Source organism: Prevotella heparinolytica (assembly GCF_004342845.1).
Classification (GTDB): Bacteria; Bacteroidota; Bacteroidia; order Bacteroidales; family Bacteroidaceae; genus Bacteroides; species Bacteroides heparinolyticus.
In genome coordinates this window covers 1-12,172 of the sequence record NZ_SLXB01000033.1, presented here as the reverse complement: position 1 = coordinate 12,172, position 12,172 = coordinate 1, and the positions used below count along the sequence as shown (strand labels likewise).

The window sequence follows — 12,172 nt, the reverse complement described above, 5'->3', positions numbered from 1 at the left end:
ATTCACGATATGAAATTAGCGGGATTTTATGTCTTTGCGGTTATTCTATCTTTTCAGTTTGGGCATCATTTTTCCCATTTTGCTGCCGGTGACCATCTTCATCATTTTGCGGGTCTGGTCAAACTGTTTCAGCAGACGGTTTACCTCCTGAATATTCGTGCCGCTGCCTTTGGCTATGCGTTGGCGGCGCGAACCGTTCAGAATGGCAGGATTACTGCGCTCTTCCGGAGTCATGGAGTAAATAATGGCTTCTATGCTCTTGAAAGCATTGTCGTCGATGTCGATATCTTTAATGGCCTTGCCTACACCCGGTATCATGGATGCCAGCTCTTTCAAGTTACCCATTTTTTTGATTTGCGCAATCTGTCCCAAGAAATCGTTGAAATCGAACTGATTCTTGGCAATCTTCTTTTGCAGGCGTTTGGCTTCTTCCTCATCGTATTGTTCCTGCGCACGCTCTACCAATGACACGATATCTCCCATGCCAAGTATGCGGTCGGCCATACGGGATGGGTGGAACTGGTCGATGGCGTCCAGCTTCTCGCCCGTACCTACAAACTTGATGGGCTTGTTGACTACCGAACGGATAGAGAGGGCTGCACCGCCACGCGTGTCACCGTCTAACTTTGTCAATACCACACCGTTGAAATCAAGACGTTCGTTGAACTCTTTGGCAGTATTTACAGCATCCTGACCGGTCATCGAGTCCACAACGAACAGGATTTCGTTCGGGTTGATGGCCTGTTTGATGGCGGCAATTTCATTCATCATCTCCTCGTCCACTGCCAGACGGCCGGCTGTATCGACAATTACTAAGTCGTAGCCTTTGGCTTTGGCCTCCTGGATGGCATTTTGAGCGATGGCTACGGGGTTCTTGCTGTCCGGTTCGGAGTACATCGGAACGCCAATCTGCTCTGCCAATACACGTAACTGCTCAATGGCGGCAGGGCGATATACGTCACAAGCCACGAGCAGGGGCTTCTTGTTCTTTTTGCTCTTCAGCATACGTGCCAGCTTTCCTGAGAAGGTTGTTTTACCCGACCCCTGCAAACCCGACATCAGAATAATGGCAGGCTTGGAGTCAAGATTAACCTCGGCCGTTTCGCCACCCATGAGCTGGGTCAGCTCATCGTGTACAATCTTCACCATCAACTGACTGGGTTTGACAGCTGTCAGCACATTCTGTCCCAGAGCTTCTTCTTTGACGGTATCCGTGAAGTTCTTGGCTACTTTATAGTTTACGTCGGCATCTAAAAGAGCTTTACGTACATCTTTCAGAGTTTCTGCAACATTGATTTCAGTGATTTTGCCTTCACCCTTCAAGATTTTAAATGATCTCTCGAGTCTTTCGCTTAAATTATCGAACATAGTATTTAATTACAATTACTAAAATTACAAATATATCCATGCATGTGATACCGCGTTTTAGCTGTTCATGCTCATCAGAAATTCGTCGTTGTCTTTGGTTTTCTCCAGACGGTCTTTCACGAAATCCATCGCTTCCATAGGATTCATATCGGCAAGGTATTTGCGAAGAATCCACATGCGATCCAGCGTTTGTTTGTCTTGCAGCAAGTCGTCGCGACGGGTGCTGGAGGCAACAATGTTGACAGCCGGGAAAATACGTTTGTTGGACAAGTTGCGGTCGAGTTGTAATTCCATATTACCCGTACCCTTGAATTCTTCGAAGATTACTTCGTCCATCTTGGAGCCGGTATCAATCAGGGCGGTGGCCAGTATCGTCAACGAACCGCCCCCTTCAATGTTACGTGCCGCACCGAAGAAACGTTTGGGTTTGTGCAGTGCATTGGCATCTACACCACCCGACAGCACTTTTCCGGAGGCCGGAGACACGGTGTTGTATGCACGGGCCAGACGGGTGATGGAGTCGAGGAAGATGACAACGTCGTGTCCGCATTCTACCATGCGTTTTGCCTTTTCAAGAACAATTCCGGCTATCTTTACGTGGCGTTCCGCCGGTTCGTCGAAGGTAGAGGCAATCACTTCCGCATTGACCGTACGTGCCATGTCGGTCACTTCTTCCGGACGTTCGTCAATGAGCAGCATTATCATATAGACTTCAGGATGATTGGCTGCTATGGCGTTGGCGATGTCTTTCATCAAGATGGTCTTACCGGTTTTGGGCTGTGCCACAATCAAGGCACGCTGACCTTTACCTATCGGGGCAAAGAGGTCGACCACACGGGCAGACAAGGAATCGGAATATCCGCCTTTGCAAAGTTTGAATTTCTCGTCCGGGAAAAGCGGAGTGAGGTGTTCAAACGGAACGCGGTCGCGCACGAAAGCCGGGTCGCGTCCGTTTATTTTGGACACTTTGACCAGAGGGAAATATTTTTCACCTTCTTTGGGAGGACGAATTACGCCTTCCACCACATCGCCGGTTTTCAAACCGAATAACTTGATTTGCGATTGCGATACGTAGATGTCATCCGGTGAAGAGAGATAGTTGTAGTCGGAAGAGCGCAGGAAGCCATAGCCATCCTGCATGATTTCCAAAACACCGGTTCCGGTGAGGATGTCGTCGAATTCGTAGGCTTTTTCGCGTTCTACCGCGGGCTTGTTGTCTGCTGCTGCCGGATTATTCTCATTGCCGCCATGTTGTTGTGCGGGACGTTGTTGCATCGGGCGCTGCTGGTTGTAAGCTCCGGCGCGATTATTATTGTTATTGTCTCTGGAGCGAAGGTGCGGACGTTGTTGCTCTGCAGGCATGGGAGCAGGAGTTGCGGGAACTTCTGTTTTGGTGGCTTCGAATTTGCCGATGAGTTCGGAAGGAAGTTCTGTTTTCTCTGTCGGGAGGTCTTCAATAGGGATAAAATCATCTTCTGCTTCGGACAAGATAGGACTTTCGTCTACTACTATATTCTTTGCCACTTTATTCGGCTCTGTTTTTGTGGTCTTTGGCTCGAAGTTCAGTTCCGGTTCGGTTACTTTTGCATTCTCTGTGGCTTTGGAGGCTGCATCGGCTTCTTCCTGTGTTTTACGGGGGCGTCCGGGTTTACGCTTGGACGAGGATTCCGTATTCTTAGGAGAGGTGGCGACTACGGTATTGGCCGGTTTGGAGGCTTCGGTCGCAGCAGTATTGGCTGGTTTGGTCGTTGGTGCTGCTTCGGCTACTTTCGCTTGTTCTTTGATAATCGGAGTTCCTTCGTTTTTTGATTTGGTGAGTTCTCCGTTTTTATTAGCAGAAAATACTTTGTTTACACTTTCCTTTTTTACTGTTTTTACAGTTACGCGAGAGCGTTTATCTCCTTTGCGCTCTTCTTTCAGTTTGTCGGCTGCTACCTTTTTAGTAGCGCCGGCAATGGCTTGTTCGTCAAGTATCTTGTAAACAAGCTCTTCTTTTTTTAATGATTCTGTTTTTTTTATACCCAGTTCTTGGGCAATAGTTTGCAATTCCGACAAGTTTTTGTCGTTGAGTTGGATGATGTTATACATACAGTATATGTGTGAATGGTTTAATGTTTTATTCTTATCGAAAAGGGCGTATTGCTCAATTGCAGTTGCTCTTTCAGTGCAATTTCGCCTATCTATTTGTATATATTATTTGTATGGGATGTTGTTGTTGAATTGGAAATCCGATTAACAACTTTTGCTTCAGCAGGCAGTTGCGGATGTTTCAACGGGGCAAAGGTAATATTTTTTTTTGGTTTTATGAATAAATCCTCTATTTTTTGTGTCATATACACATTTATTTCGGAAATGAGGAGGTTATGATCAATATGTTTTTGGTTTTTTTATCTATTCGGAAACGGTTGTCAGTCCGTTCTCCTACCAGCCAAATTATATCTTCGCCGCAGCAAAGCAGCCATTGCTGCTCTTTGCGCACAATGGAAAATTTACGGTCGGTTAAATAATCGCTTACTTTTTTCCATCCTTTCATGCCGAAAGGAACAAATGCGTCGCCATGTTTCCAGAGTCGTAACGACAAAGGGTGTTGGAGTTTGTCGGCATCAAAGCAACCGATGTGCTTATCGCCTGGAATAATAAAGTCAGGCGTATAAGCATACTTTTTCATTTCCAGAACAGGTCGCTTTGTTCCATGCAGGGGCTCTATCAGTAGAAGTTCTCTATCTTTTACAATGCGCCAGTCGGCATTGGCAAACGACTTGCCCGGCTGTCCGTCCAATGTGCGGTATATGCCTTTTACTTGGGCGGCATTGAATCCTAATGGATAGAGTATTTCAAATAAGATGGTTTCCGGTGCGGGTTCTTGCTTTAGGGCATTTATGTGTACACCTTCCGGTGTCATTATTCTCTGTTTGGCAGCTTCTATACTTATATTATATACAGAGGCGGCATCATTCAGATGTTCGGCTGTTTTGAGAATGCTCTCTTTGACCGAAGGATTTATTTCCTGCATGAGCGGAAGTAGGTTCAACCGTATTTTGTTACGGGTGTACTCGTCTTGCAGATTGGTGCTGTCTGTCACATATTCCTGTCCGATGTCTGATAAATAGTCAAGGATTTCTTTTCTGTTCAGGCAGAGTAGAGGACGTACTATCTTTCCGTTTTTGGGGCGTATACCGCGTAGTCCGTTGATACCGGTTCCACGAATCAGATTAAGAAGCAGTGTCTCTACGCTGTCGTCTTGGTGGTGGGCTACGGCAATAACCGTGGCGCCGCATGTTTTCCGTATTTCTTCAAACCATTTGTAACGCAACTCCCTAGCAGCCATTTCGATGGAAAGATGCCTTGACTTGGCTTCTTTTACTGTTTCGAAATGGGTGATATGCAATTGGACTTGTAATTCTTTACACAGTTGGCGGACAAAATTCTCGTCACGTTCAGATTCCTTGTCCCGAAGATGAAAATTGCAATGCGCTGCGTCGCACGTATATCCCATAGCCTGCAGTAAGCGCAATAATGCCACAGAGTCGGCACCACCACTCAATGCCACAAGAATCTTGTCGCTCGAAGAGAAGAGCTCATGGCGGTCGATATATCGTTTAACCTTCTGTATTTCCATATTTGTTTGGGCTGCAAGTGTAAGAGCCGTTTTTTATTTTTCCCTTAAAAAGTTTTTTATTCAGCTTCTATGTGAATATCTTTTCGAGCGGTTTTCCCTTCTTGTTGTCTGCCGCACAGCTTGCCATGCTTCTGCTAAAACAGAAAAACATCTTCCATGAAGAACGCTCAAGATAATATCGGACATATCACAAAGGTAGTGTAATTTTCTGATTTTTTGTTTGCACCGCATTGCTTTATCAACAAAGAGGTGTTACTTCGTCGTCCGTATGTCCGCACTTCGTCGTCCGTATGCCCACACTTTATCGTCCGTATGCCCGCACTTTACCATGCGTATACTGGCACTTTATCCCTGATGCGGTGTGGCTTTACAATCAATGGAGTGCCACATAGTGCCGGACAACTGTTTGTTTCTTTGCGAAGTGGATTTAAGCATCGCTTAAAATGCATCTTTGATCTCCGGAACAATCTCGAATTTCGTTTCGGGAAAGTGTTTGGCCAGATAATTACGGATGTACTGCATCGTATCGTCCTGAATGGTTTTATCTTCTACGGTAGGGTAGAGATTATATAATACGGTGTGCAGGGCAATGCTTCGGCTTCTTATTGCTTCCAAGCTCAGCAAGGTGTGGTTGATACTTCCCAGCTTGCCTGAGGTGACGAAAATCAGAGGGTATTTCTTTTCCGCCACATAATCTATGGTCAGAAAATCGTCTGTCAGTGGCACCATGAGACCGCCTGCACCTTCAACGAGGACAACATCGTAGCGGCGGGCAAGTTCTTTAGTGGCGCGTTCTATCTTGTCGAAGTCGATGGCACGCTTGTCTATGCGGGCGGCAAGATGAGGGGAGCAAGGATATGAGAATATTTCGGGCATGGTGAGTCCTTCATGGTCTTCGGGCAGGTAGCCGGTGCCCATGATGCGGCGGTGCAGGTCGATGTCTTCAGAATGTCCGGTATTGCCGGTTTGGATGAATTTCTGAGTGATGACGCGCCGCTTGCTTCCATTCAGTTGGCAAGCATACCAGGCAGTACAGTAACTTTTTCCGGCATCCGTATCGATGCCGCTGATAAAATAAATCTCTGATTCCATTCTTCTTTGCAGTTTGAACTTTATTCGTTTGATTGGTTTCTTTTTTTCGCTATGATGTAAATCGGATGATAGGTCAGGGTCACTTTGTCATCTGCTTCGTGGAATAGTCGGGTGTATTCCTCACAGAAACTTTTCAGGCGGCTGCGTGTCCATATTTTCTTTTCCGTACCTGTCACTCCGGTCTCTTTCAAATGCTTCAGAACGTGCAGAGGAGTATCGAAAGAGAGCGATACAACCTCTTCCTCCGCATGAATGATGTCGAAAGCCGGACGTAGCAATGCTTGTAACTCCTCAATAGGCAGATAGCTCAACCCGTGTCCGGTCAGTTGGCGGATTTGGTGCATGTTTCTTGAGCCGAAGGTACTGAAGGCAAGAACCCCGTTTGTTGTCAGCGCACGGTGGCAACGGGTAAAGAATGCGGCCGGGTCGTTGAACCATTGCAGTGTGGAGCAGGAGGTTATCAGGTCCATATTCTTTGGAAAGTCCAGTTCTTCGGCATCTCCGGGCAGGAAACTGACACCGGGAAACAAGCACAGTTCTTTGATACATTCCTCCATTTCCCGGCAGAGGTCGTTCAGCAGTAGCGTTTCCGGTTGCAGTGTCCGTAGCAGAATGCGGGAATAGCTCCCTGTACCGCAGCCGAACTCAAGGATATGGCGGAAACGCGCAGAGAGTTCGTCGGGTTGACAGTCTTCTGCGAGCAGAGACTCCGTAAGCATCCGCATCATCTTCAGGGCAACCTGTTGCTGCACGCGGGCTTCGCGGGCATAGGTGTTTCTTGCCCGGGCAAAACGTTCGGCTATCAGTTGTTTGTCCATAGCTCTTGCAGATAATGGCGGAACAATTCTTCTTCGTAGTGTGCGTCTTCTGTCTGTCGGATGGCAGTATTCGTTTCTTTCCACGCTTGTAGCTGATTGGCGGGCGGAATGATTCGGTCGTTTCTTCCTATCACGGCTTGCTGCCAATGAAATGTGGAGGGAGGGAGCGCTTGATACATCTCTTCTATCTTTGCAAGTTCTTCACACAGCTCTTCCAACGGACGGCGGGGAGTTACTTGCAGAAAGGCTTTGAATGCCGCTCCATCAGCACACATCCGTCGCAGGAACTTGTGCAAAGAAGTTCCCGTCAGTCCATCCAGCGTGCCGCGGAAAATAGCCGGCGGAATGCCCCGATATTCATCAATCGGGTAGGGGGTGCCGTTGATGGCAGTGCTGCTTGCTATGGGCAATGCGAGATGTGGAAGTACTTGCGAAGCTACCCACACTCCCATAGACCAGCCGATTACATTGATTTCTTGGTATTCGTTCAGGCCGGATTGGTCAAAGTCGAGCGTACGATAATCGTAGCAAATCATCAAGTCGCTTCCGGCAGGACGGTACGCCTTGAAAGGAGTCTCATCTGCCCCCCAACCGGCAAAGAACAGGAGCAGGCGGGGATGATGTTCGTGTATGATATGGATTTGGTGCATAAGATTTTCTTTTACTGCTTTCAAATATGAGATTGGCTTATGAGATGGGCCAACTCTTTTATCTTTTCTTCCTTAATTTCCGCAGTCAGCGAAAAACGGATGCGCGATGTTCCTTCGGGAACCGTGGGCGGACGGACAGGCAGTGCATAAAACCCATGGCGTTGCAGTTCTTCGGCACACCGTACGGCATCTGCACTTGCACCGATAATCAAGGGCACAATGTGGCTTACGCTCGGATGGTCGTATCCTTTGGTTTGCAAAGCCTCGCGCAGCAATCGGCTGATGCGGGCCAGATGTTGCCGCCGTTCCTGCATGGCGGGAAGTTTTCGTACGATGAACAATGTCCATGCGATGTTTATCGGGGGCAGGGCTGTGGTAAAAATCAGTGTACGCATTCGGTTGACGAGGTATTCGCGCGTCACACGGTTGCAAACGATGTATGCGCCTGCCGATGCGGCGGCTTTGCCGAAAGTACCTACGAGAAAATCTATATCCCGGATGCATCCGGATTCTTCCGCGCATCCCAGGCCGTACTTACCCCGTACTCCGAAAGCGTGTGCCTCGTCTACATAGAGCATTACGTTGTTGTAGGCACGCTTCAACTCTACCAGTTTCGTCAGGTCGGCCATATCGCCATCCATGCTGAAAATGCTTTCTGTTGCGATGATGATTTGCCGGTATGCTTCGTGATTCTCTTTCAGCAAACGTTCCAGTTGGTTGGTGTCGTTGTGGCGATAGCGTATGCATCGTGCAGTCGACAGCCTGATGCCGTCGATGATGCTGGCATGCACCAGCTTGTCGGCCAAGATAAGCGTCTGCGTATCGCTCACGGCGGGCAGAATACCGGTATTGGCATGATACCCGCTGTTGAATACCAAGGCGGCTTCCGTGTCGAACAGTCCGGCAAGTTCTGTCTCCAGTTCTTCGTAGATGTTGAAGTTTCCTGTCAGCAGGCGGGAAGAAGAGGAGGTGGGCAAAAACGTTTCTGCGGTCAGTGTCCGAAGAAACTCCTCTCTTAATCCTCGGTCTGTCGCCAAACCCAAATAATCGTTGGACGAAAGGTTCAGCATCCGTCTGTTGTCTATCGTAATGTGCCGTCCGTCGTGTATCATCCGTGGCAGACGACGCAGGTTGCTCTGTTCTTTCAAATCTTGCAGGTGTTGCTGCATATATTTAGTTGCGTTCATACTATTAATATACTCGGTTCATGAAAAGTTATTTCATCTCTCCGATGATTTTTATCAATCCGCTTGTCAGTCTCGTCAATTGTTCGGGCTCGATGATAAACGGCGGCATCAGATAGACTAATTTCCCGAACGGGCGTACCCAGATGCCCTCTTCCACAAATCGTTTCTGCATCCATGCCATATTCACATCGACGGTCAGCTCAATGACCCCGATGGCTCCCAATATACGCACATCCCGTACGAGCGGTAAGTTCCGTGCAGGCTCCAATTCTTTTTTCAGTTGGTTTTCTATGCGCCTTACTTTTCCTTGCCAGTCATATTCCGGAGAGGTCAGCAGTTTGACCGATGCGCATGCCACGGCACAAGCCAACGGATTTCCCATGAACGTAGGCCCATGCATGAATACTCCCGGCGAGTGGTTCGAGATGGTATCGGCCACTTCGTTGGTAGCCAATACGGCAGAGAGCGTCATATATCCGCCCGTCAGTGCCTTGCCTATGCACATGATGTCCGGCTCTACGCCGGCATGTTCCCAAGCAAAAAGTTTGCCCGTTCGTCCGAATCCCGTTGCTATTTCGTCGAATATCAGTAGAAGGTTATATTCTTTGCATATTCGCGCAGCCTCGCGCAGATATTGCGGATGGTAAAACCACATGCCGCCTGCTCCTTGAACAATCGGTTCAAGAATGAGCGCAGCCAGTTCTTCGTGGTGCTTTTTCACCATCTCCTGCAAATATTCGGTATCTTGGGCATTCCATTCCCCATCGTAGCGCGAATGAGGCTTGGGGCAGAAATAGCGTACTGGCAGCGCGGAACCGAACAGGGAGTGCATTCCCGTCACCGGATCGCAGACGGACATGGCATTCCATGTGTCTCCGTGATAACCGGAATGTATGGTCACAAAATTACTTTTTTCCTTTTTCCATTTTCCATGCCAATATTGTACAGCCATTTTCATGGCAACTTCTACTGCCACCGAACCGGAATCGGCGTAAAAAATCTTTTGCATGGATGGGGGAACAAGCGGCAACAATAGTTGTCCCAGCTCAATGGCGGGGGCGTGTGTCAAACCTCCGAACATGACGTGCGACATCTTGCTAAGTTGCTCCTCGGCGGCCCGGTTCAATGCCGGATGATTGTATCCATGCACAGCGCACCACCACGACGACATGCCTTCTATCAATGTTTCTCCGTTTTCCAGCGTAATGGTAGCGCCATCTGCCCGTTTAACTTTATATACAGGCAAGGGACTAGTGGTAGAGGTATAAGGATGCCAAAGATGCTCCCGGTCGAATTGCGAATCGCTGAAACGGTATCCTGCATCTTCAATCAGTACCTTATCTTCCGAAACCTTCGAGCCCAGTGTGGTTAGCAAATCGCCCACAATGGCCGAGTTGATTCCGATGTGGAGTGCTTTTTTTACGGTCCCCTGACTTAGTTGGGAGCGTCCTCCGGCAAAACGCAGGAATGCCGTCGGGTTGATGAAACGGAACAAGGCGATGGTAGTCAACACCTCTTCTTCGGTCAGCGAAGCCTGATGCTCCAAAGGAGTTCCCGGAATAGGGCTCAGCAGATTGATGGGGATGGATTGCACCTCCAGCTCTTTCAGCGTGAAGGCAAACTCTATGCGTTGTTCGATGCTTTCGCCCATGCCGATGATGCCGCCGCTACAAATGTCCATACCGGCGTTGCGGGCTGCTTGCAAGGTGCGCAATTTTTCTTCTTGCGTATGCGTGCTGCAAAGTTGCGGAAAGTATGAGGGAGCTGTTTCCAAATTACAGTGATAGCGCGTGACGCCTGCATCGTGCAGTGCTTGCATTTCGTTTTCATTCAACAATCCCAACGAGGCGCATAGTTGTATCGAGGAATTACGGCGCATGTGTCGAGCTGCCTCGCACAGTTTCTTCATTTGTTTGCCCGAAGGCTTCCGCCCACTGGTCACTAATGAGAAACGTGCCACACCTTGGCTTTCATTATACTTGGCATGGCGTAGGCATTCTTCTTTATCTACCAAGTCATATACATCTGCTTGCGTCTTATAGTGTGCCGACTGTGCACACCATTTGCAATTTTCCGGACATTTTCCCGACTTGGCGTTGATTATGGAGCACATGTCGAACTCTTCCGAAGCCAAAGCTTGGGTTATTTCGTGTGCTGCATCATACAACGCTTCTTTATCAGGTTGTGCAGCCAGCCATTCGGCCTTTTCTTTTTTTATAGGATTGCCCTGCAGCACTTGGGCTTTTAGTTCTTGTACAGTCATCTTTTTTTAATCTGGTTGTGCCTTTTCCGGCTATTTAATAAAAAGCACGGTTTATCAGGATTGATGACCTGCATAGGTCGTACAGATTCCGATAAACCGTGCCGGTGGAATTGCTTCTTTGAGGAAAAGAATATTTCTTTCCCGTTTTTATAAAGTTGACACCTTGTATGCCGGAAAGAATATTCAGGAGTATTATATTTTCCGGCATTCCGAAGAAAAGAAAAGCCTCAATCTGCGGTGAGGTGCTGTAATCATCTTCTTTTCTTTTAGTAACTCCTTTCCATACGCTTTCCATGCTGCATCCTGTATAAGTGGCAGCTCCTGTGACTTTCTGCTTGGCCAATGAACAGTCTGCCACATCTTTTCGCAGGCAACCAATGGTCACACAACGCCTTATACAGGCAAACGCTGCATAACTTTTTCTGCTCCAGCGGCGGAAGCGGATAGTGGATATAATAGGTGTTCTACTCTTCATTTAAATATGCAGAGAACATATTCGTTCTGTATGATTGGTTCTCTTTTTGAGGTTGCAAATGTAGAAAAAAATATTCAAGAGTAGGCTGGGAGGGGGGCATAAAAAAAGGCTATCTATCACAGACAGCCAATCTTTTGTTAACCTTAAATCTAATACTATGAAAAACACGTTACAAAGGTACGTCCTTTTTTCTAATTTCCAAATTTTGAGGTAATAGTAGTCTGATTTATAACATGCTTTAGTATATTTATTGGTGTTATTAACCTTTGGTTTTTTCTTGTTTTTGATCTTCATTCTTTTCCGGCGTCTTTAATTAAAAATACCGTTCATTTTTTCTATGTTCCGTTTCGTCATAACATTTTGTTGTTGATAATTAATGCCGGATACTTGTTTATAGATATTTCTTGCGAGGGATACCTGCAGGCTGACCTTGATGGGGATATATCTCCACCGTGCTGTATCTAGACTTTCAGCCGAGGGCATCTATATGGTGGGCTGTGGCGGGGAGGATAGTTCTCTAAAGAGGTAAATGTTTTTCTGTCCCTTCCGGTATCCTCCATTTCTAATTGTCTCCATTCTTCCTTCGTATTTAAGCCTGTATCATCCCCGTCGCCTCTTTGTGTTCCCTCCTCTTCCTCCTGCATGGGGAGCGTCCTTAAGCCGTCCCTTCCCCCCTTTCCTTCTCGCGCACTTATATATT

The 12,172-nt window shown here is 47.5% G+C and carries 10 protein-coding genes; all 10 read right to left on the bottom strand.

Annotated elements, in window-relative coordinates; translation table 11 throughout:
- Positions 1 to 45 precede the first annotated feature (45 nt).
- The gene (ffh, locus tag EV202_RS13585) at positions 46 to 1,368 is read right to left on the bottom strand and encodes a signal recognition particle protein (protein WP_131927454.1); all 1,323 of its coding nucleotides are present in this window, start codon (positions 1,366 to 1,368) and stop codon (positions 46 to 48) included.
- Positions 1,369 to 1,425: 57 nt separating this feature from the next.
- Positions 1,426 to 3,456 (bottom strand): transcription termination factor Rho, encoded by a 2,031-nt coding sequence (rho, locus tag EV202_RS13580; protein WP_131927453.1) that lies wholly within the window; start codon positions 3,454 to 3,456, stop codon positions 1,426 to 1,428.
- A 253-nt stretch (positions 3,457 to 3,709) separates the two neighbouring features.
- On the bottom strand, positions 3,710 to 4,987 hold the full coding sequence (gene tilS / locus EV202_RS13575; protein ID WP_131927452.1) for a tRNA lysidine(34) synthetase TilS: 1,278 nt from the start codon (positions 4,985 to 4,987) through the stop codon (positions 3,710 to 3,712).
- A gap of 438 nt (positions 4,988 to 5,425) precedes the next feature.
- Positions 5,426 to 6,079, bottom strand: coding sequence for a dethiobiotin synthase (gene bioD / locus EV202_RS13570; RefSeq protein WP_106068450.1), 654 nt, complete (start codon positions 6,077 to 6,079; stop codon positions 5,426 to 5,428).
- Positions 6,080 to 6,099: 20 nt separating this feature from the next.
- Positions 6,100 to 6,897 carry a malonyl-ACP O-methyltransferase BioC gene (bioC, locus tag EV202_RS13565; protein WP_106068451.1) on the bottom strand — a complete coding sequence of 266 codons (798 nt, stop codon included), beginning with the start codon at positions 6,895 to 6,897 and terminating at the stop codon, positions 6,100 to 6,102.
- Complete coding sequence (locus tag EV202_RS13560; protein WP_106068452.1) at positions 6,882 to 7,547, bottom strand: DUF452 family protein; 666 nt, start codon at positions 7,545 to 7,547, stop codon at positions 6,882 to 6,884. The genes bioC and EV202_RS13560 overlap by 16 nt, the downstream gene beginning before the upstream one ends.
- A gap of 20 nt (positions 7,548 to 7,567) precedes the next feature.
- The gene (locus EV202_RS13555; protein WP_131927451.1) at positions 7,568 to 8,734 is read right to left on the bottom strand and encodes an 8-amino-7-oxononanoate synthase; all 1,167 of its coding nucleotides are present in this window, start codon (positions 8,732 to 8,734) and stop codon (positions 7,568 to 7,570) included.
- Positions 8,735 to 8,762: 28 nt separating this feature from the next.
- Positions 8,763 to 10,997, bottom strand: coding sequence for an adenosylmethionine--8-amino-7-oxononanoate transaminase (gene bioA / locus EV202_RS13550; RefSeq protein ID WP_106068454.1), 2,235 nt, complete (start codon positions 10,995 to 10,997; stop codon positions 8,763 to 8,765).
- A 34-nt stretch (positions 10,998 to 11,031) separates the two neighbouring features.
- A complete protein-coding gene (locus EV202_RS13545) occupies positions 11,032 to 11,472 on the bottom strand; it encodes a nitroreductase family protein (RefSeq protein WP_106068455.1) in 441 nt (146 codons plus the stop codon).
- Positions 11,473 to 11,933: 461 nt separating this feature from the next.
- The coding region (locus tag EV202_RS15185; protein WP_207903451.1) for a hypothetical protein at positions 11,934 to 12,172 on the bottom strand (239 nt) is incomplete at its 5' end.